Source organism: Paraglaciecola psychrophila 170, assembly GCF_000347635.1.
Lineage (GTDB): Bacteria > Pseudomonadota > Gammaproteobacteria > Enterobacterales > Alteromonadaceae > Paraglaciecola > Paraglaciecola psychrophila.
Genome location: NC_020514.1, coordinates 2,665,931 through 2,687,949, shown reverse-complemented (window position 1 = coordinate 2,687,949; position 22,019 = coordinate 2,665,931). Strand labels below are relative to the sequence as shown.

Genomic DNA, 22,019 nt, shown 5'->3' with positions numbered 1-22,019 from the left:
AGGATTGACAACATGCCCATTCAAATTAGTTTCGAACTTTCTGATAGTGACTTAGAACATTTTCGTACCATGATGAAAGCCGCAATGAGTAAAGCCAGTAAATTACCACCGGCCGAAGTGTTACAGAAAGCACGTTCCGTTTGTGCAGAAATGGAACAGGCTAATTTACCTGATTTTGTTAAACGCAGAATGGAATCTCTCGAAACTCTTATTTCTGCTTTAGAAGACCCAGAATGGCAAATGCCAGAAGATGAAAAAAATGAAATTCTGACTTCACTTGCCTATTTTAGTGAACCTGAAGATTTAGTGCCAGACAACATTCCTGGTTTAGGATATGTAGATGATGCCATTATGATCGAATTGGTCATTCAAGAGTTGTCACAAGATTTGTCAGCTTATAGACAATTTTGCAAATTCAGAACAACTGAAGAAACTCGCAGAGGCTCTGAAGCTAATGTAAATAGGGACAGTTGGTTGGACAGCAAAAGAACAGAGCTTCGTTCAAATATGCGCCGTAACCGTAGTACTGGCGGGAGTAGGCGTTTATTCTCTAGGAGAGATTAGCCCTAAATAATTATTGAATGCAGGGTAACATAGTCACTCTGCATACCTCTTCTTACTAAATAACTTATTTCTCCACAATAGTGGTTATGCGTAACGGTTTTTGGGGCAATTCAAGTCCGTTCCCCTGTGCCAGCCATATTTTGTTCAACGCTATAGTTCCCTCTTTATTCATTAAGGGTTGCAAACTTTCAGGTAAAGTGACCCCCTCTTCGAAGTGAAACAGTAAACCTTCAGCAGAAGGCATCATAAACGACAGAAATCCGCCCATCTCATCAAAAAATGCCTGATATTGCTCAAACAATAACAACAGCTCATCATGGCTATATTGTGTCTTCAAATAACTCGGTAACGTCTCTAATTGCACTGACATATCACATCTATTTGCCTGATCATCTAATTCGAGGACTACCTGTGCCTTAGCCATTTTAAGAATTTTATCTGTTGGCACCGTAAAACGCTCATTATCTTCTACCGTTAATTCTAATGTTTGTTTTTGCGTAACTATTTTTGCACTGCTGATGTGACAAAGACGTTCCTCGGTAATATGCTGAAATCCAAAAGCAAACCTTAATACGTTTGTCTCAGGATCATCCAGTTTTTTAACATGACTATAAAAACTCGAATACTCTACTTCTAAGGTCTCTGCAGCAGCAAATGAACTTAAAATCGTCAGCCCTAATATAAATATAATTAATTTCAACTCTCTGTTTCCATATGTTTTCTGTTTACTCGCAACATGCTTAACAATTCATCAATGTATTCTTGTCCACGCTCAGAATAACTTGATAGACCGACTGCGAGAGCTCTTGCAGTAACGGGCTTATCAGCCTCTCTAAGAATTTGCCTTATTACACGTAAGTCTTTATATGCATAATGACGATTGATGTTACGAACATAGGTCATAACTGCATGTGACAAATCTCTAAACCTTGCGACTTCATGTTCAGCCCCATCAGTACGTTGTTTAGGTACAAAACCACAGCCCTTTTTAAAACACCAAAGACCAAAAAAATTGTAGCCCTTTTGAGCAAACCTTGATTCGCCCCAACCAGATTCATTCGCCGCCTGAACTAAAATGAGGGCCTCTGGTATTGTGTCAACTCTTCTGACTAATGTTTCTAAGGTTTGTTCTACAGATAGAGATTTATCACTGCTAAATTGATATTTTTTTGCTAACTTCTTAAATACTGCTTTTTGATGCTTATTAAACTCTTGTTGTTTTAAGAATAACGCTTGCAGAGCAATTACCATTTCACGCTCTTTTAATACAATCTCATTTTGTCTTTGAATTTCAGGTTGTAAATAAGCAAAAAACGCCTGTTTTTTTTCGATAACATCAGCATAATCAGAAAAATTTGGTACTGCTTTCCTACTGCTATCTAGTGGAGCGATGTGTAAACCATTCAGGCTAATAATGTCTTCCGCAACGTCTTTAGTTTTAAATTGTTGTAGTAAAACAATGAATACTATTGTGCTGATTACAACAGCAAGGGTCACAACAGATATTTTAATAAAATCACGCATGAAATACCGCCTCATCAGGGTTCGATTGATTCTTAACACTAAGCACTTTAACGCCAAATAATTCCCGATATAATATACCTCTCATATTAATGAAAAAGGGAATTATCCAAATATACGCAAAACCTAAGGACAAGGCGCCTAAAAACAGACAAAGATAATACACTATGTAAAACATCGAAAGTGGCATCCAATATTTGTGAAACACCTTCAAAGACTGGATCACAGATTGACTCGGCGCTAGCTTTTTTTCAATTAACAACATGATTGAAAAACTTGTGGCTAGATTTATGTAAAACAACACCGCCACACCTAACAACACACTAATTTGTGAACCAATAAACGACCCCACATCTGACATCGCAGCTAATAACAGGGCCAGTAAAATGACTAAAACAGAGCCAATTACATTTTTTAGAATAGAGGTGAATTTTGGTTTAATACCTACGCTGTGTGAAATTCCTAACAAAAACATGGTGGCTATTATCGGTGTAGTAACAATGATGCCCGCGACTTTTAGTGAAATCATCAAACTTGGGGGCACAACACTTAAATCGGAGATGCCAAAAAATGATTGCAATACCCAGGCAAATACAATGGCGATAAAAAACAATAACAGCACACCATGTAAAACGGCTGTTTTAGTGTTTTTTGATAAATTCCATGCTTCTTCAGCAATCGCTTTTAGATCTAATTGGGTTTCACCCTTTAGAGACTTTTCGAGGCTGCCGCCTTGTATTTCATACTTTTTTTGTTCCACTTATATTCCTACTTAACGATCTCTATTACGATACAAACGCGCACTATACAGGCATAACCAGCTTTATCGCCAACAAAATCAATACAACACCCATAACCCTATCAAACCAGTAACCTTTTTTACCGATAAAAATCGTCACTTTTTTAGAACTTAATAACAATGACAACACACAAAACCAAACACCGGTAGCCACAGCCAAATATAAACCATACCCCAGCTTAATTAAATTTGGGGTATCGGGTGATACAGCTACGGCAAAAACCGATAAAAAGAACAGCGTGGCTTTAGGGTTTAGACCATTAGTTAAAAATCCCACCATAAAGGCTTTCTTATCAGAAATAATTTGAATAACTTTTTCAACCTCTACATTAGTTATGTTTTTAGGCGCAGAACTGCTTATTGCTCCCCAGCCTAAATAAAATAAATATGCAGCAGCAACATAACTAAAAATTTGAAAAAGCACAGGAGTGGTTTTTATTATAATACCAATACCTAATAACGAATAGCCAACATGGATGAGGATGCCAACCCCAACCCCAACACTAGTAATAATAGCTGCTCTTCGTCCAAAACTGATACTGTGTTTTAGTACAATGGCAAAATCTGGCCCTGGACTAGCGACAGCCAGCAAGTGCACGCTAGCGATGGTTAAAAACTCTAACCAATATTGTTGTAAATGTTCAATCAAAGTTATGACCTTTTAATAATGTATTCACGAACTGAACGACCAATTGACTAGCAGGTCCATAGTGATTCTCGGAAAATTTGTTCTGCCCTGAGCTTGGCTCTAGATTTAACTCTACGCTGTAAGCACCATAATGGTTAGCCTGACTGACAAAACCGGCCGCGGGATAAACAGTGCCTGAAGTGCCAATAGAAACAAATACATCGGCAGCATACAAAAGCGTCTCAATTTCCTGCATATATTTTGGCATTTCACCAAACCATACGATATCTGGCCGCATATTGCTTGATGGATAACAGCAATCACACTGATTAGTGTGATCTAAATCGTCAAATATAGCGCTACAACTACCCGAGGTTAAACATCTAGCGGATATCAAACTGCCGTGCATATGAAGCACATTTTTGTTACCTGCTCTTTGATGCAAATCATCTACATTTTGGGTGATCAGGGTGAAATTGTTAGCTAATGCATTTTCTAATTTTGCTAGTGCTAGGTGCGCTTTATTAGGATGCACTTCTGGACTGAGTAACTGGCGCCGTCTCTGATTGTAGAATCGATAGACTAAGTCTGCATTACGTTCAAATCCTTCAGGAGTAGCCACATCTTCAATACTATGTTCTTCCCATAAGCCATTATTATCCCTAAAGGTTTTCAATCCAGATTCGGCCGAAATACCGGCACCTGTCAGCACCACTACTTTCAGTTGCTCAAGTTTATAGGGAGATAGATTTGCTAACATGGGAGGCCTAAAAAGATTTAATTACCGAATTGATAACCAACAGTTGAATACTTAAACTTCGTTTATGGATATTATATTATTATCATGCTAACAAAAATTACTTTTAAGCATTTGTTTATTTCATTCAAAAAATTCAAATGCTACCAAAACAACTTGAAATTAAAGTCTGTGAGTTGATGTTTTTACAATGCAGGTGAAGATGAAGATGATTTATACCTTTAGAAAATGTCTTGATGCGTCAGTATGCATCAAAACATTTAGTCACTTTTTAGAGAGTCAAATTTAGATTCTAAAACACTCACAACTGATAATATTTTTATACTAACTCTCGACGTTGATTAGTTAAGCTGTGCTTTAAGTTCATTGCGCATTTTATGCAACAAGGGTTCTGTGTAACCACTTGGCTGTTCCTTGCCTTTAAATATAAGGTCTACTGCTGCCTGAAAAGCTAAACTGGAATCAAAGTTTGGTGCCATTGAAATATAAGAACTATCTTGTTGATTTTGAGTATCCACAACAACCGCCATACGTTTAAGGGTTTGCATGACTTGATCAGTACTCAGTAAACCATGATGTAACCAGTTGCAAATATGTTGACTGGATATACGTAATGTCGCTCTGTCTTCCATGCGCCCTACGTTATCAATATCGGGAACTTTTGAGCACCCTACTCCCTGATTAACCCAACGCACCACATAACCCAATAATCCTTGGACATTATTATTCAATTCGTCTTGTCGTTCGTGTTCTGACAAATCTGCACTGTTTTTAAGCAACGGAATAGTTAGCAACGCTTCTAGATGAGCATGAACTTCACTCGTATTAGCCTCAGTTAATATTTGCTGTTGTACCTCTGAAACATTAACTTGATGGTAATGCATAACATGTAATGTGGCTGCTGTAGGTGAAGGTACCCATGCACATGATGCACCGGATTTTGGATGACCTATTTTAGCCTTTAGCATTGCTGCCATTTCATCAGGTGTAGCCCACATACCTTTACCGATTTGCGCTTTACCTTTAAGACCTGCTTTTAGACCAATTACCACATTTCTATTTTCGTAGGCTGAAATCCATTTTTCATTTTTCATTAGTTCCTTTCGAACCACTGGCCCTGCTAACATGCTGGTGTGTATTTCATCGCCAGTTCTATCTAAAAACCCAGTATTAATAAAGGCCAAACGAGCACTTGCTTCACGAATACACTCTTTTAGATTGGCTGAAGTTCTCCGCTCTTCATCCATAATACCCATTTTGATAGTATTTTCTGCAAGGCCTAAACTAGTCTCTACGCGGATAAACAAGTCATTGGTAAATTGTACTTCTTCGGGCCCATGCATTTTAGGCTTAACAATATAGATGCTGCCATGTTTAGAGTTCACAAACTTAGATGAACCATTTAAGTCGTGAAGAGCAATCAAGGATGTTATCAGGGCATCTAGAATGCCTTCGGGCACTTCATCATCATTCACCGTTAATATAGCGTCCGTTGTCATTAAATGACCTACATTACGGATAAATTGCAAGCTGCGCCCCGGTAAACTCATGGGTTCACCGTCTGCAGACAGGTATGTTCTATCTGGATTAAGTGTTCTGGTGGTTTCTTTGCCCCCTTTACTGATAGTTTCAGACAAATCACCTTTCATCAGTCCTAACCAATTAGCATAAACTGCTGTTTTATCTGCCGCATCTACCGCTGCTATGGAATCTTCGCAATCTTGAATGGTGCTCAATGCAGATTCTAGAACAACGTCCTTCACACCAGCAGCATCTGTTTGACCAATTAAGTTGGTGTCATCAATTTGAATTTCAATATGTAACCCATTATTGATACATAAAATTGCACTGGGACTTTCTGTGGAACCATTAAATCCAACAAACTGAGTCATGTCTTTTAAGTTAACCAAGCTACCTGTATTTAAATGAATAATAAGCTGCTGGTTATTGATTTTATATTGAACCGCATCATGATGACTGCCTTGAACCAATGGTAAGGATGCATCTAAAAAGTCACGAGCAAAAGTTTGTACTTTTTTACCACGAATAGGATTGTAACCAGAGGCTGGTTTTGTGGCAGAGTCATTAACGTTTAAAGAGTCATTAACGTTTAAAGAGTCATCAACTTTTAAAAGGTCATCAACTTTTAAAAGGTCATCAACGATTACATCAGAGCCATAAAGGGCGTCATATAAACTGCCCCATCTAGCATTGGCGGCATTGAGTGCAAATCGTGCGTTCATTAGTGGCACTACTAACTGGGGCCCTGCAATTAAAGCAACTTCAGCGTCAACATTTTCTGTAGTGATTTGAAAATCACTTTTTTCAGGAACCAAATAACCAATCTCAGTCAAAAACTGTTGATATGTTTGTTGTGAAAATTCGCCGTTCAGATGTTCTAAATGCCAAGTATTAATTTTTGATTGCAGCTCTTCTCGAGTAGCCAACAAAGCTTTGTTTCTAGGAATAAACTCATTAAACACAGCTGCAACCGCTTGCCAAAAATCTTGTTTATTAACTTGTAAACCAGGCAGCACATCATTATTGACTAAGTTGTAAAGACAATCGGCAATTTTATAACCATGTTCATTAATTCGTTTACTCATTGTGTTTCCTATAATTTTGAAACAGCCCGCTAGATGTGGCTCTATTCTTTTGAAGTTGGCATTAATTTTACTGTTTACGTTAGCTCTGAGCTATAACCAGTGATCCGTCCAACTTTATCACATCGCAGTTATCTCCAACCCCACCGCGGTCAACCACTATAAAATCACTGACATGATTTAATGCCAAACAATAGTGATGCCAAGTGCCTTTATGATAATTCACCCCTTGGTTTGATGAAGCTAAGAACACTTCAAGTTTTGTCATGTCCAATTCACCTTTAGGCGCAACCACCACTAAATACGGTTGTTGCCCCATTGGAATAAAAGCTTGGCTTGATAATGGGTGACGTTCCATCATCTTAATACTCACAGGTTGTTCTAGAGGTGTTGAACGAAAGATATTAATTAAGGTACGACCGTTTTCTTGGGTCACATCTACTTGTGCTAGATCATGATAACGCTGTGTAAATCCATCATTAATGCTAAAATTTTTGGCGTTTTCATTTACCTCTATCACATCACCAAACTGAATGAAATTTTCGCGCGTCAATGTTTTAGGAATTATCGGTTTATTATTTTGCATCAAATTATTATCTCAATTGAAATTAAAGCTTACTTAATTTTACTCTTCCAGCACATTCTAGAATTAACATTATCTAAATAAGTATAGAATTTAACCAAAGTAAATAAATGTAGATATCAGAGTCTTGTTCGTATCGCTCATACCCTGTTTTATAATATAACAATCAAAATACCGGTCACTTTTCAATCTATAACAGTTAATTTGTTTTACCTTCGAATACGCCCTTACCTATTGCGCCAAAATCATGTTCAGCAAGAAGATTATTATTTATAATAGGGTCGCGTAAAACAGGTTATTCTTAACAATAATGATCTGAGAAACTACGAGATTATTATTGTAATGGATTAAGAAAGTGATGCATAGATTGATTAAATTATTAACAAGGGCATTAAAATACACGTTTTAATTTAAAGTTTACCAACAACAAATTAACTTGCCCATAGTATTGTTGTCTTCTAACCGTTGATGAGCTTTGCCTACATCCTTTGCAGCATATTCAGTATCAATATTAGGCACGAGTTTGCAACTATCAAAATCTGCTAAACATGTCTGGCTAAACGCTTTTATCAGACGGGTTTTATATTTATCATGCCGGCTTCTCAGCGTAGACCCTTTGACAGTGGCCCGCTTTCCCAACATCATCGCCATGTCTAAGTTATCTGCATAGCGTCCAGCCAACATAGCTAAATAAAGCACGCTACCATCAATATTTAACAGTTTTAGGTTTCGGTTGAGGTAATCACCAGCAACAAAATCGATGATTAAATCACAGCCTTGCCAATGTTTGGCTATTTCATCCGCGAAATCTTGTTGTTTATAATTGATGACCAAGTCCGCACCTAGTTGTTTACATAAGTCTAACTTCGCCTGGCTGGATGCTGTCACAGCAACAGCACAGCCATGTCTTTTAGCTAACTGAATAGCCGCAAGCCCCACTCCACTTGCTCCTGCATGGATCAAGACATGTTGTTTGGGTTGTAAATTATTTTCAATAAAGAGTGCTTGGAATGCCGTCAGAAAACATTCAGCTATGCCTGCAGCTTGAGGCATATCCATATTTAAAGGCACTTTCATCAGATGTTGACTGTGCACCGCCACATATTCAGCATATCCTCCTCCGGCCACTAAGCCGAATACCTTATCGCCGATTTCAAAAGCATGAGGACTTGTTTGCTGAGAATGAACTTGCACAACTTCACCGCTCATTTCCAAGCCTAGAATATCACTTTCACCTGCTGGCGCAGGGTATTTACCCTGCCTTTGAAGAGTATCAGCTCTATTCAAACCAAAGCACGCCACTTTGATCAAAACCTGACCAGATGTCAGCGAGGGGATGTCGGTATGGCTAATTCCTAATGAGTCAGGTGTACAACCGTTTTCGTGTTTTATAAACTGCATGGAACTACTCATAGTGTTTAATCCTTTTTAGATGCGGGAATTCTGTTTAGCAAAGACTAACCCTCATGTACAATTGAGCCAAATTATTTATAAAAGTTATCCTATGTCATCTAGCGTCATTTTGCAGCCCGGTCGTGAAAAGTCTTTATTACGTAAACATCCTTGGATTTTCTCTCGCGCGATAGAAAAAACTATAGGCAGAACCAACATGGGAGACACCGTAGATGTGATGTCCCATGATGGTAAGTTTTTAGGGAGAGGGGCTTGGTCGCCAGAGTCGCAAATTCAAGTGCGGATTTGGACATTTGAACAAAATGAAATTATTGATAATGGTTTCTTTCAAAGACGTATAGCCATAGCGCAAGCGTCAAGAGAAGACTTGATCGAACGTCACGGATTAACTGGTTATCGACTAATCGCTGCCGAATCAGACGGACTGCCCGGCGTCACTATTGATAAATATGCGGATGTGTTGGTTTGCCAGTTGTTATCAGCGGGTGCCGAAAAGCACCGTGACAAAATTGTTTGGGCATTGAAGAAGGAATTCCCAGAATGTTCTATTTATGAACGCAGTGATGTGGCGATCCGCAAAAAAGAAGGCTTGGAACAAATAACACAGGTATTACATGGTGACGTGCCTGAAGAAGTAGTAATTGAAGAAAACGGCGTAAAAATTATTGTTAACGTCAAGGCTGGCCATAAAACAGGATTTTATCTCGATCAAAGAGACAACCGCGCCATTGCTGCAAAATATGTAAAAGACAAAACATTACTGAATTGTTTCTGTTATACCGGTACCTTTGGCAGCTATGCCTTAGCGAGTGGCGCCAAGTCAGTGACCAGTATTGATGTATCCGACTTAGCCTTAACCACCGCCAAAAGAAATGTTGAGATCAATGGTTTAGACACAGACAAATGTGAGTTTATCAACGCAGATGTGTTTCAAGCGTTACGGGACTTTAAACAAGAGGGAAAACATTTTGACCAAATCATCCTTGACCCGCCTAAGTTTATCGATTCAAAGAACTCAGTAGTTCGTGGCTGTCGCGGTTATAAAGATATCAATATGTTAGCCATGCAAATTATGCAGCCTGGCGGTATTTTATGTACCTTTAGTTGCTCAGGTTTATTGTCTTTTGATTTGTTTCAAAAAGTAGTGGCAGACGCGGCATTAGATGCTGGCAGAACCGTGCAAATTATTGAAAGACTAGGCCAAGCAGCCGATCATCCAGTTGGGACTAACTATCCAGAAGGATTTTATTTAAAAGGCTTAGTGTGTAGAGTACTTTAGGTTGATCTGCAAAAAAATATTTGTCAGATCAACTCAACATTCAAAATGCTAATAAGCGGCGTTGTCGCTGCTTATTTCATTTCAAGAATTTCAACACCGACAGTACATGAGTTATCATCAACCGACTCACAACGCACCACCTTAGTATCGGCTGTCAGTGAAGGGATCTGTGAATTAGTTGATTCAATATAAACGTTGACCTTAGTGCCCATTTCAACTGAACTTTCTTCTATTTCAAAAGACATTCCAGTTGCACTTATATCTTTACACACTGCCTGCAGGCTGCGTAAAGATTCATCATCCACTATTTTGAGTTCGCATACAGAATTAACCATCATCCGGAAAAAATTGCGTTTGTCATCGTAACCTATCATCCAATACCTCATGCTGTTTAAATTCCACCCTATTATTTATAGGGTGCCGTGAAAACAAAGTCAACGGATATTAAATAGAATCTAAATGATTCAGTATACGTTTGACTGAAATAGGCGCAGAAGTGCCTAGTTGTTGCGCGAAAAATGACACCTGTAGTTCATGTAATAACCAACGTACTTCTTGTAATTCATCAGGTATAGGCTGATTTTGTGAAATTTTATTACATTTTTCCTGATAAGCCTGTTCTACTTTTTCCAGATTAAGTTGATGTAACTTATCTTTAGTAGGATCTATTGCGACTTTTTCCAATCTTTTTGAAATGGCTTTGATATAACGTTGCCAATCAGCCAGTCTCTGTGCGCCTACATCAGCAACAAAACCTTTATAAACTAATGAATCTAGCTGACCTTTGATATGTCCATGAGCGTAAATTAGATTCAGGGGCACACTGCCTTTCATCTTTTTCTTTATTTCATGGGCAACTGTTAGTCCCACTTCTACTTGTTGAGCAATACGCAAAACAGTATCGTTAATTTCTTGCCTGACAAACTCACAACATGATTCAAAATGTACTTTTTCACGGATGTCGCTTTGATTCTGAAGAGAATATTGATTAATAAGATTATCGACTCCAGCATCAATACAGTCGTCGATTAATGCCTTAATATGTCCAAAAGGGTTAAAATACAGCCCTAATTTTGCTTTGTTAGGTAATTTATCCTGTAAATATTTAACCGGTGAAGGGATCCCTAAGATAATTAATTTACGCAAACCCAGTTTGTGGGATGCTTGCGCCTTGTGGGGTTGATCAAATAATTTAACCGCTACTGTTTTGCCTTCATTAACCAACGCTGGGTAGGCCTTAATTTCATAACCGCTTGTTTTGTTGATAAACTCATTTGGTAATTTATCGATTTCCCAACTGACTAAACCGGTTTTCTCAAGTTCAGGTGTGGCCACAGCTTGTAGGTTTTGTTTTACCTTACCTTGTAGTTTTTGTTGTAATGCAAATAGATCACGGCCTTGGGCAATAACTTTGGCATCTTGGTCGATAACTTTGATATTAAAAATTAAATGTTGAGGCAATCTGTCTAGTTGCCATTCGCTGGCTTCAGGCTCACGTCCCGTCATACGCTTTAATTTTAAAGACAAAGCTGTCAAGAACGCGATGGGGACACCTTGCTCATCAGTTTGTGGCATATCAGCCAAACAAGCATCAGCATAATTGGGGGCAGGCACAAAGTTTCGCCTTAAAGATTTTGGTAGCGCTTTAATCAAAGCCACAATAAGTTCATGACGGAGTCCAGGTATAAGCCAATCGAGTCCCACAGGTGTCACTTGGTTAAGTAATGCTAATGGCACCATCAAACTTACACCATCGTCTTCATCCATTGGGTCAAAATGATAATCTAATCCCAGCGTAAGGTTGTGTTGCCTAAAGGTTTCCGGAAATGACAATGCATTAATATGTTGCGTATCTTTCCTAAGCAAGGCCTTAGGGTCAAAGTTAAGGAGATCGGGGAATTCAGTAGTTTGTTTGTTCCACCATTTTTTAAAATTAACCTCGGAGCAAATATGTTTGGGTATTTTTTCACCATAGAAATCGACTAAAGTACTTTCATCTACTAATAAATCCCGTCTACGGCTTTTTTCTTCTAGGCCTTCAATGTTTTCTATCATTTTTTGATTAAGAGATAAAAAGGAAAAGTTTAACTTGGTCTGCATGTTGACCAAAGCTTCGCGGATAAATATTTCTCTGCAAACTTCTGGGTCAATCTGGCTATAGTTTTTTCGTCTTTGGTTAATGAGTATCAAACCATACAAACTGACTTTCTCAAAAGCTTGCACCACACCTTGTTTTTTTGACCAATGAGGCTCGGAATATTCTGTTTTAGTTAAGTGTTGCGCCAGTGGCTCAATCCACTCTGGTTCGATTTTAGCAGCCACCCGACCAAATAAGTGAGCCGTTTCAACTAGCTCGGCCACCATGGTCCATTTGGGTTGAGATTTAGCTAAACCAGAACCTGGAAAAATCTTAAAGCGGCTATTGCGAGCGCCTAAATATTCACGGTCTATATCTTTATTGCCTAGATGAGATAACAAACCTGAGGCAATCGCTTGGTGAATAGCTTGGTACTCTGCCTGTTGAGAGGTAATACCAAAACCCAATTCTGCTACGGATTTTTTTAGTTGGCTGACAATATCTTGCCATTCACGCATACGCATAAAATTGATGAAATGTTTCTTACACCAGTTACGTAATTGGCTCGATGATAAAGCTTGCTGTTGTTCTTTGAACCCCTGCCAAAGCTGGAAATAACCAAGAAAATCAGACTCTTTATTAGTAAAATCCTCATGCATTAAGTCAGCTTGTTGTTTCTTATCTTGAGGCCTTTCTTTAGGATCTTGAATACTCAAACCCGCAGCAATAATCAGCACTTCATTCAGACAATTTTGTTTAGCGGCTTCAATCACCATGCGTGCATATCTGGGGTCAATAGGAAGTCTGGCTAGTTGTCTACCTTGGGGAGTTAATCCTTGGCGCCCCAGTTTGTTATCAATAGCCCCTAACTCTTCGAGCAATTTAAAACCATCATTAATGCTTCTAGAATCAGGTGGCTCAACGAATGGAAAATCGTCCACTTTTCCTAGGCCGAGCGACATCATTTGCAAAATAACAGAAGCCAAGTTAGTACGTAAGATCTCTGGGTCCGTAAACACATCTCTGGATAAATAATCATCTTCTGAATATAAACGAATACATATTCCATTGGATACACGACCACAGCGCCCTGCCCTTTGATTTGCTGACGCTTGTGAAATAGCTTCAATAGGCAAACGTTGCACTTTACTGCGCACGCTATAACGTGAAATACGAGCGGTACCAGGGTCTATGACATACTTTATGCCTGGCACGGTCAGCGAGGTTTCGGCAACGTTAGTGGCAAGTACAATTCGCCTCGAAGAATGCGCAGCAAACACTTTGTTTTGTTCACTGTTACTTAACCTTGAATACAGCGGCAAGACTTCTGTATTTCGATATTGCTGTTTGTTTAGTGCATCGGCGGTATCACGAATTTCACGCTCTCCACTTAAAAACACTAAAATATCACCACCGGCCTCAGTTAAAAGCTCATTAACGGCTTCGGTAATTGCTTGTATTTGGTCGTAATCACTGCTCTCAATCTCCCGGTAGCGCATTTCTACAGGGTAAGTTCTACCACTGACTTCAATCACCGGTGCATCATCAAAATGTTTAGAAAAACGCAGTGGGTCGATAGTTGCAGAAGTAATGATAAGCTTAAGTTCTGGACGTCTTGGTAACAGCTGTTTTAGATATCCGAGAATAAAGTCAATATTTAAACTACGTTCGTGCGCTTCATCTATGATAATTGTATCGTATTGACTTAAAAATTTATCTTGTTGGATTTCAGCTAACAAAATACCGTCTGTCATCAATTTGATATAAGTACTATCGGATACATGGTCTGAAAATCTGATTTTAAAACCCACTTGTTGCCCAAGTGGTGTCTTCAACTCTTCAGCAATACGGTTAGCAACAGTTCTAGCCGCAAGACGTCGCGGCTGAGTATGACCAATCAAACCGCCAATCCCTCTGCCTAGCTCTAAACATATTTTCGGAATTTGGGTGGTTTTACCAGAACCTGTTTCGCCTGCAATGATCACCACCTGATTATTGGCAATAGCCTCTGCTATTTCATCTTTCCTTTCTGAGACAGGCAAAGGAGGAAAATCAATCTCTGGACGTTGCGCCAGTCTGGAAGCATAGACTTGAGCTGATTTTTCTACATCTCGATGTAGTTTGGCTAAATGCTCTGGTTTTTTATCTGCGGCTAGACTATGGAATTTACGTAAACGGGAAATAAGCCTAAATTTGTCCTTAGACATACAAGATGCGATATCACTGGAAAGTTGTTTAACGCTAATTTCTGGATTGGGTTGTGCTGAAGACAAAAACGACTGCTCAATTACATCAATGAAAACAAGCTGTGATCCTAGAAGATGAACCGAGCAAATACCAGAAGTATTACGTAACAAACATAACTTAACTTAACTTGCGCGTAACCTGTAACCGTCATGAAGTTGCAAGTCTATTGCGTGCAACAGCGCTGAACGATTGATTGTGCCAAGTAAATAACCATCATCATCAACTACTGGATACACCTTTGGTTTTTCGGTCATCATTTTTTGTGCTAAATCAATGACTGAAGTATAGGGCTTAATAGATATCACATCGATTTTCATGATGTCTTTAACATGTGCTACCTGCTCTCTGTAATAACTAGACTCAATCATATGTACTAGGCAATCTTGTTCAGATAGGAAACCTATGACTTTTTTATGGGTATCAATTACTGGACCACCCGTTTGTTTAGTTTGTAATAAACGTTCTACCGCCTCTGCTACAGTCATGTTACTGGTAAAGGTGACTGGACGCTGATTCATATGGTCGCTCACTTTTAGAGATTCCACTGTAACTCCTTGGTTTTCAGATAATTATAATTTTATATCGACTCATATAAAGATAGACTTAAGTAGCAATTATTCCTAATTAATTTCGTTATGATACTAATCTTGATATAACTGATAAAATAAATACAGTAATTTATCAGTTTTGACTCTCTGTAAAGGAAAACTAATCTAAATTCTCCATTACAGAGCAACTTACAAAAGGGAAACTCGTGAATTCAGCAAGCATTTATTGGCACGATTATGAAACATGGGGTGCCAACCCTCAAAAGGACTTTCCTTGTCAGTTTGCTGGTATACGCACAGATTTAGACTTGAACGTAATAAGTGAACCTTTGATGATTTTTAGCCAAATCGCTAATGATTGCCTGCCCGTTCCACAAGCTTGTTTAGTCACAGGTATTACCCCACAGCGTTCTTTAAAAGAAGGACTCTCTGAAAGGGATTTTATCGCCAAGGTCCATGAACAGTTTTCAAAGCCCAATACCTGCGTCGCCGGTTTCAACAACATACGTTTTGATGACGAAATTACTCGCTACACATTATATAGAAACTTTTATGACCCTTATGCAAGAGAATGGCAACATGGAAATAGCCGTTGGGACATAATTGACTTAGCGAGAGCTTGTTATGCGCTTAGACCAGAAGGCATAAATTGGCCAGTAAATGAGGCTGGCTTACCAAGTTTTAAGTTACAGGATTTAACTAAGGCCAACGGTATTGATCATCAAGGTGCACACGATGCGATGTCTGATGTGTACGCCACAATTGCCGTGGCTAAATTGATTAAAGAACGCCAACCCAAATTATTTGATTATGTGTTTACTTTACGAGATAAAATAAAAGTACTAGAACAAATAGATTATGAAAAGTTAACACCACTAGTACACATATCTTCAAAAATCCCTTCAGTTCATGGCTGCTGTTCTTGGATAGTGCCTGTAGGTATGCATCCATCTAATAAAAATGCAGTGATCACTTTAAATTTAGCCCTAGACCCTAGTCCACTTTTTACACTTTCAGCAGATGAAATAAGAAACAGGTTATATACACCAAAAGCAATGTTAGAAGAAAATGAGCAACGCTTGCCAATTAAGCTGTTGCATATTAATAAATGCCCGGTGTTGGCCCCAGCGAAAACACTTAGCACTGAAAATGCCGAGCGTTTAGGGATCGATAGGCAAGGTTGTTTACAAAACTTGCAAAAAATTAAAGCCAACAAGCACATTATCGAAAAATTGCAAGAGGTATACGTTCCAACAGAAAGACGTACTTCACTTGATCCTGAACACGCTCTGTATTCAGGCGGATTTTTTTCATCCATCGACAAAGAGTTTATGAACCAAATTGTTAATTCAGATGTTCATGGATTAACCGAAATTTCTTTACCATTTGAAGATGATCGTCTAAATACATTATTATTTAGATACCGAGCCCGAAATATACCTCAGTCGCTATCTGAGCCAGAGATTGAAAAATGGCAACGATATCGACACTTTAAATTTTTCGACGATGAGTCGCCTGCAAGTATTAAAATGCCAGAGTTTTTATTGCAACTCGAACAACTTAGCATCGAACATGCACGCAATCCGGACAAATTAACTATATTAAAAGCTCTTTACAATTATGCACAAAGGTTATAACAATACATCAAACTGTTCTTAACAATTGGATACTGCCGCTGCTTTTTTACGAGATTTATGCGATGGTTCTCAATTAATGTAACTCAATGATAAGCCGATACGTAATAGATACTTTAGGCTGGCTTAAATCCACTTAGTTTTTTTTGGCGTAATCAAAGGCAATTGAATGCTCGGTATAACATTACAGGTTGACGACAAAGACCAATATTTAGACTTAATTATTTCTCCAAGTCTTCTTAAAGATAAGGTTGAAGCAAACATTATTTTTGAGCTTGTTCAAAAAAGTGTTTTTAAGCATTTCTTTATATTTGATGAAAATATCATTGAAGCAGTCAATAATTGTAAGTCTGTAACCAAAGATAATATCTCTGATGTGATAGAACATCGAATTGGTGAGCGTAGAGACACCCAAATTAAAACTAGAATCGTTGATGATCAATTATCTGCTTACTTAACAATAACTGCGGGCTACGCGGGTAAACTCCCATCGGTTAAGTCATTACTAAAAGAATTAAATGCATTCAGTATAAAACGCGGGATCAGTAAAAAACGTTTAATCAGTTTAGTTCATCAGACTGCACAAGCTTTTCCAGGCGAAGTATTTGAAGAGCTTATTGCCAAAGGTTTAGCGCCTAGGGTAGGCAAACCTTCTAGGTTGAAACCTTTAGTCCAAAATGCCCTAGATAGGATTTTAAAGCCTCAAACAGTGGGTTCTGCCCGTGTTGACATGCGCAACTTAGGTTCGATTATATGCGTTCAAAAAGGCACTGAGCTTCTTCGTAGGATGCCACCAACTGAGGGCAGACGAGGATTTACAGTTGGTGGGGATATTATCGATGCCAAGTCAGGTGAATGGGTAAAATTTATACCTGGTGAAGGCACTGTTATCAGTGATGGTGATGAAAATTTGTTGCTTGCAGATTTCTCTGGCATGCCCAAATTTAAAGATCAAAAGATGTGGGTCGATAATATTTTCACCTGTAAAGGTGTCAACGTTGGTAGCGGTAATGTGAATTATGACGGTTCAGTACTCGTTAATGGTGATGTAACTGAAAGTATGGAAATCCATGCTACTGGAGATGTCACAGTCAATGGCTTTGTTGAGTCTGCCACTATTCATGCTGGCGGGGATATCATTATTACCGAAGGCGCAATGGGGAAAGTGAATGATAGCGCCACTGAATATAGTACCAGCTTGACCTCAAAAGGTAGCGTGCATGTTCAGCATGGGCAAGGCTTAGATATTAATTGTAATGGTAATGTGACAGTTGGCAGACAACTAGCCTACAGTCGCATTAACTGTCGTGGAAAAGTGACTGTCGGTGCCATAGACAAACCGAATGGGAATATTTTCGCCTGTACGGTCAAATGTCAAGATACAATTACGGCCGGTACTTTAGGTGCCGTGTCTGGTAGTAGCTTGAGTATTGATTATAGCGAAGGCTTTAATACTTTATTGGAACGCAAAGACACACTCGACGAACTTCTAAATAAAATGAAACAAAATAATAATAGGCATTTAGAGCGTATCAATATAATTAATTCTAAGTTCATCCCTAAAGATATGCAGCTAAGAGTTGACGAAGCAAACCAAATGTTTAAAAACGAAACACAATTACTAGAGTGGCTTGAAACCAAATCTAATGAAATGAATCAGGCCAAAGAGCAATATCAAAATAATATTCAATTGATCGCCAATAAACGCGTTTATCCTAGTGTAGTGGTTAAATTGAATAATCGCACGTGGCGAGCAGAAAGAGAATATGACAAGGCCAAAATTTGTTTCCATGGACATCAGTGGCATGTAGAGCCACTGATATAATCATTTATTAATGTTTATTAATCTTGCAGCCTAGTTAACAGGCTAGAGGTGTCCCATCGGCCTCCCCCTTTTTTCTGCACATCGGCATAAAACTGATCGACCAGTGCCGTTAATGGTAAAGAAGAGCCGTTTCTCTTCGCTTCATTTAAGGCAATACCTAAGTCTTTACGCATCCAGTCAACGGCAAACCCAAAGTCAAACTTACCCGCTAACATGCTCTCAAATCGATTCTCCATTTGCCACGACTGCGCTGCGCCTTTTGATATAACATCAATAACGGCATGGCAATCCAACCCCGCATTTTTACCAAAACTTAATGCCTCGGCTATGCCTTGAACGACACCCGCAATACAAATTTGGTTCATCATTTTAGCCAGTTGACCGCTACCAACCTCTCCAAGTAGTTGACTGAATTTAGCATAACAATCTATGACGGGTTCAACCGCAGTGTAATGGTCTTTTTGCCCGCCTACCATCACAGTTAACTGTCCATTTTCAGCACCTGCTTGACCACCTGATACTGGCGCATCTAAAAACCCAACTCCGAGCTCGGCACATAGTGTCGCCATCTCTCGAGCAACTTCTGCTGAAGCGGTAGTGTGATCAACGATGATATCTCCAGCATTTATTCCTGCTAATACCCCATGATCTCCTAACATAACGCTACGTAGATCATCATCATTGCCAACACACAACAAAATTACATTGGCTTGCTCGGCTGCAAGTTTGGGGGTAAGTGCCATCTGTCCTGAAAATTCATCCACCCAAGTTTGGGATTTTTCGGTGGTGCGATTATACACGGTGACTTCAAAGCCTGATTTTTTGCAATGTCCAGCCATGGGATATCCCATAACACCTAAGCCAACAAACGCTATTTTTTGTACCAATTTACTTTCCTTCATCTAAGGCTGCCTTAATTCATAATTATTGACTTAAACATTTGAAACAGGACTTAATAATGACAATATAGACAACACAAAGTCACAAAGAGAATGTTTATGTCGGACACCATATATCAATTTGATGCCATATTAAATAATGGCGAAAATATAAATTTTAAAGACTATCAGGGCAAAGTACTGTTAATCGTTAACACAGCAAGTAAGTGCGGTTTCACCCCGCAATATGATGGATTGCAAAAGCTTTATAAACAATTTGAACCACAAGGCTTAGAAGTACTTGGGTTTCCATGTGACCAATTCGGTCATCAGGAACCTGGAGAAGATAATGAGATCCAAGAGTTTTGTAGTCTGAACTTTAATGTCAATTTTCCTTTATTTAAGAAGATTGAAGTTAATGGGGCAAACGCAGCCCCAGTATACAAATATTTGAAGGAAGGGGCAGCAGGAGTAATGGGTAGTAAAAGCGTCAAATGGAATTTCACCAAATTTTTAGTGAATAAACAAGGTAAAGTTACTAAACGTTATGCGTCTACTACCAAGCCAGATGAGATGATTAAAGACATTGAAAAGTTATTAGCTGAATAGCCTACCCAACATTATGAATCTTTCTGGGCAATAATTAAAAAATATTTACCCAGCCATAAATATGGCTCACTCGAGCCATATTGAATTTCTAAGTGTTTTAACTGTTCATATTCACTGATTTGCTTTTCTGGCTGTTTCAAATAATCATGAAAACAACGTATACCGGCTTGTTTTATGACTTTAACAGGTAAGCTTTCAAGTTGAGATATAATAACTTTAGGTTTTTGCGGGTTTTTAGGACTTAAACGTACTATATTTTTACTGGTCATACCTTGTTCAACATAATCAAAATTACCGTACAACATGTTTCCAAACAACTGAGCATCATGATTAAAAAAGCTAAGTGACAGATGACCTCCGGGTTTAACTAAATCCACTAATTTACGTATTACCTCTGAAGGATGTTGTAACCACTCTAAAACGGCATGGCAGACGACCAAATCATATTGTCTATTATTACTTAACGATAAGATGTCTCTATGTTGAATATCCAGATTAATATTTTCACCTAACTTTTTCTTTGCTAAAGACAGTACGTCAGAAGAGATATCAGATAATGTGACTTTATGACCTAAATTAATCATCATTTCAGACATTACCCCTGTGCCTCCACCTGCATCCAATACATCTAATGGCAAAGTCTGTAGAGATATACAATCATGCAGATGATGAACTAACAACTCATGCCGTAACCGCCCTTTTGTTGAACCATAAATGTTTTTCTCAAATTTATCTGCAAACTTATCAAAACTTTGATCTTGATTATTATTTTCCATTTATTGAATGTGCCTCAAGCTGGGTTATCTATGTCAACAAATACGGTCTCAATTCCTAGCTCTTGTTGAATATATTCGCCTAGCGCTTTTACGCCATAACGTTCGGTAGCATGATGACCAGCGGCGTAAAAATGAATGTTCATTTCTCTAGCTGTGTGGATAGTTTGTTCTGATACTTCACCTGTGATGTAAGCATCGATGCCTTTTTCAGCAGCTAATTCTATGTAACTTTGCCCACCTCCTGTGCACCAAGCAACTGTTTCAATTTTAGTTTTATTAGCTGATTCGTGTAATGGTGTTTTAGTTAACATATTACTTAGTAAGTGAGTCAACTCGGTTGGAGAAATACCGCCGGCAAACTTACCTTGCATCACCACAGATTGAGGATTATTTCGTTGTAATGGTGTGATATCCACAATACCTAATAATTTAGCTAACTGTGCGTTATTGCCTAGCGTTGGGTGAATATCTAAAGGCAGATGATAGGCAAAAAGGTTGATATTGTGGTGCAACAATGTTTGGATTCGTTTCCTTTTCATACCTGTTATGCACGGCGACTCTCCACTCCAGAAGTATCCATGATGTACTAAAATCGCATCTGCATTAATTGATACCGCATGGTTGATTAATGCTTGCGAGGCAGTCACACCTGTGACTAACTTAAAAATCGGTGTCTTACCCTCTACTTGTAAACCATTAGGGCAATAATCCTTTACCTGCTCTGGCTTTAATAATGAATTAAGTAATTCTAATAATTGACTATTTGATACTGACATTGAACCCCTACTGATTAATAACGTGTGTAAATGATGCAAAATTAGACATTATAATTAAAAAAAGGTATAAAACCTTTACATATTCTGAAAATAAACATAGACAAGGCAAAGACCTGATTATGAGTAAATTGGATAAAGATCAAGTAATCGCAGCTTTTACTGAAGCTTATAAAGCAGAAAATGGTAAAGCTCCCGCTATCGAAGCCAAAGGTGGCTGGTATAGTATTGATGGTGGCAAAAATATACGTCTGGCAGATTTAGATGCAATGATCGCAGAATTAGGCGCTTTAACTCCGGCCAATAAAGCCACAGTAGCGGTTGATAAACCCAAGAAGGCGACTAAGACAAAAGCAGCCAAATCACTTGCTAAAAAAACGAACTTCTCAGTCAAAGCATTTTGGGCTAAGAAAATTTTAGAAGAAAGCACTGTTTCTAAATTACCGCGATAAACTTCCAACACAAAAAAAGCCTCATGATTATTTATTATGAGGCTTTTTTATTG

Annotated in this window: 20 protein-coding genes; 6 read left to right on the top strand and 14 right to left on the bottom strand. The window is 38.6% G+C overall.

Going from position 1 to position 22,019, the window contains the following annotated elements:
• The first annotated feature begins 12 nt into the window (after positions 1–12).
• Positions 13–564, top strand: coding sequence for a YkvA family protein (locus C427_RS11750; protein ID WP_007635528.1), 552 nt, complete (start codon positions 13–15; stop codon positions 562–564).
• Between the two features lie 64 nt (positions 565–628).
• Here C427_RS11750 and C427_RS11745 read toward each other — a convergent pair whose 3' ends face one another.
• From C427_RS11745 to C427_RS11710, 8 genes are all read right to left on the bottom strand, one after another.
• Positions 629–1,264, bottom strand: a complete 636-nt coding sequence (locus tag C427_RS11745; RefSeq protein ID WP_007635527.1) for a DUF2987 domain-containing protein — start codon at positions 1,262–1,264, stop codon at positions 629–631.
• A complete protein-coding gene (locus C427_RS11740) occupies positions 1,261–2,088 on the bottom strand; it encodes a glucosaminidase domain-containing protein (RefSeq protein WP_007635526.1) in 828 nt (275 codons plus the stop codon). Before C427_RS11740 ends, C427_RS11745 begins: the two co-directional genes overlap by 4 nt.
• Complete coding sequence (locus C427_RS11735) at positions 2,081–2,845, bottom strand: hypothetical protein (protein ID WP_007635525.1); 765 nt, start codon at positions 2,843–2,845, stop codon at positions 2,081–2,083. Before C427_RS11735 ends, C427_RS11740 begins: the two co-directional genes overlap by 8 nt.
• A gap of 43 nt (positions 2,846–2,888) precedes the next feature.
• Positions 2,889–3,533 carry a LysE family translocator gene (locus C427_RS11730; RefSeq protein ID WP_007635523.1) on the bottom strand — a complete coding sequence of 215 codons (645 nt, stop codon included), beginning with the start codon at positions 3,531–3,533 and terminating at the stop codon, positions 2,889–2,891.
• Positions 3,526–4,272, bottom strand: a complete 747-nt coding sequence (gene cobB / locus C427_RS11725) for a Sir2 family NAD+-dependent deacetylase (RefSeq protein WP_007635522.1) — start codon at positions 4,270–4,272, stop codon at positions 3,526–3,528. The genes C427_RS11730 and cobB overlap by 8 nt, the downstream gene beginning before the upstream one ends.
• A 338-nt stretch (positions 4,273–4,610) precedes the next feature.
• Positions 4,611–6,875 carry a malate synthase G gene (locus C427_RS11720; RefSeq protein ID WP_007635519.1) on the bottom strand — a complete coding sequence of 755 codons (2,265 nt, stop codon included), beginning with the start codon at positions 6,873–6,875 and terminating at the stop codon, positions 4,611–4,613.
• 79 nt (positions 6,876–6,954) lie between these two features.
• Positions 6,955–7,458: an ureidoglycolate lyase gene (locus C427_RS11715; RefSeq protein WP_007635518.1), complete on the bottom strand. Its 504-nt coding sequence runs from the start codon at positions 7,456–7,458 to the stop codon at positions 6,955–6,957.
• A gap of 414 nt (positions 7,459–7,872) precedes the next feature.
• Entirely contained in the window at positions 7,873–8,868 is a 996-nt protein-coding gene (locus C427_RS11710; RefSeq protein ID WP_007635517.1) for an NAD(P)H-quinone oxidoreductase, read from the bottom strand.
• A 91-nt stretch (positions 8,869–8,959) separates the two neighbouring features.
• Here C427_RS11710 and C427_RS11705 point away from each other — a divergent pair, with 91 nt between their 5' ends.
• A complete protein-coding gene (locus tag C427_RS11705) occupies positions 8,960–10,147 on the top strand; it encodes a class I SAM-dependent rRNA methyltransferase (RefSeq protein ID WP_007635516.1) in 1,188 nt (395 codons plus the stop codon).
• Positions 10,148–10,218: 71 nt separating this feature from the next.
• Here the strand turns inward: C427_RS11705 and C427_RS11700 are convergent, their stop codons facing one another.
• The 3 genes from C427_RS11700 to C427_RS11690 form a co-directional block, all read right to left on the bottom strand.
• Complete coding sequence (locus C427_RS11700) at positions 10,219–10,521, bottom strand: PilZ domain-containing protein (RefSeq protein WP_007635515.1); 303 nt, start codon at positions 10,519–10,521, stop codon at positions 10,219–10,221.
• A gap of 70 nt (positions 10,522–10,591) precedes the next feature.
• Positions 10,592–14,497 carry an ATP-dependent RNA helicase HrpA gene (gene hrpA, locus C427_RS11695; RefSeq protein WP_007635514.1) on the bottom strand — a complete coding sequence of 1,302 codons (3,906 nt, stop codon included), beginning with the start codon at positions 14,495–14,497 and terminating at the stop codon, positions 10,592–10,594.
• A gap of 96 nt (positions 14,498–14,593) precedes the next feature.
• On the bottom strand, positions 14,594–15,016 hold the full coding sequence (locus tag C427_RS11690; RefSeq protein WP_007635513.1) for a CBS domain-containing protein: 423 nt from the start codon (positions 15,014–15,016) through the stop codon (positions 14,594–14,596).
• A gap of 209 nt (positions 15,017–15,225) precedes the next feature.
• On the opposite strand from C427_RS11690, the gene sbcB reads away from it, so the two are divergent.
• Both sbcB and C427_RS11680 read left to right on the top strand, forming a co-directional pair.
• Positions 15,226–16,656, top strand: a complete 1,431-nt coding sequence (gene sbcB, locus C427_RS11685) for an exodeoxyribonuclease I (protein ID WP_007635512.1) — start codon at positions 15,226–15,228, stop codon at positions 16,654–16,656.
• Positions 16,657–16,822: 166 nt separating this feature from the next.
• Positions 16,823–18,478, top strand: a complete 1,656-nt coding sequence (locus tag C427_RS11680; protein WP_007635511.1) for a DUF342 domain-containing protein — start codon at positions 16,823–16,825, stop codon at positions 18,476–18,478.
• A 17-nt stretch (positions 18,479–18,495) separates the two neighbouring features.
• Here C427_RS11680 and C427_RS11675 read toward each other — a convergent pair whose 3' ends face one another.
• On the bottom strand, positions 18,496–19,380 hold the full coding sequence (locus C427_RS11675; protein ID WP_007635510.1) for an NAD(P)-dependent oxidoreductase: 885 nt from the start codon (positions 19,378–19,380) through the stop codon (positions 18,496–18,498).
• A 96-nt stretch (positions 19,381–19,476) separates the two neighbouring features.
• On the opposite strand from C427_RS11675, the gene C427_RS11670 reads away from it, so the two are divergent.
• Positions 19,477–19,965, top strand: a complete 489-nt coding sequence (locus C427_RS11670; protein WP_007635509.1) for a glutathione peroxidase — start codon at positions 19,477–19,479, stop codon at positions 19,963–19,965.
• 11 nt (positions 19,966–19,976) lie between these two features.
• Here C427_RS11670 and C427_RS11665 read toward each other — a convergent pair whose 3' ends face one another.
• Together C427_RS11665 and C427_RS11660 are read right to left on the bottom strand one after the other, a co-directional pair.
• Positions 19,977–20,741: a methyltransferase gene (locus C427_RS11665; RefSeq protein ID WP_007635508.1), complete on the bottom strand. Its 765-nt coding sequence runs from the start codon at positions 20,739–20,741 to the stop codon at positions 19,977–19,979.
• A gap of 14 nt (positions 20,742–20,755) precedes the next feature.
• Positions 20,756–21,517, bottom strand: a complete 762-nt coding sequence (locus tag C427_RS11660) for a Nif3-like dinuclear metal center hexameric protein (RefSeq protein ID WP_007635507.1) — start codon at positions 21,515–21,517, stop codon at positions 20,756–20,758.
• A 119-nt stretch (positions 21,518–21,636) separates the two neighbouring features.
• On the opposite strand from C427_RS11660, the gene C427_RS11655 reads away from it, so the two are divergent.
• Positions 21,637–21,966: a hypothetical protein gene (locus tag C427_RS11655; protein WP_007635506.1), complete on the top strand. Its 330-nt coding sequence runs from the start codon at positions 21,637–21,639 to the stop codon at positions 21,964–21,966.
• Positions 21,967–22,019: the final 53 nt, after the last annotated feature.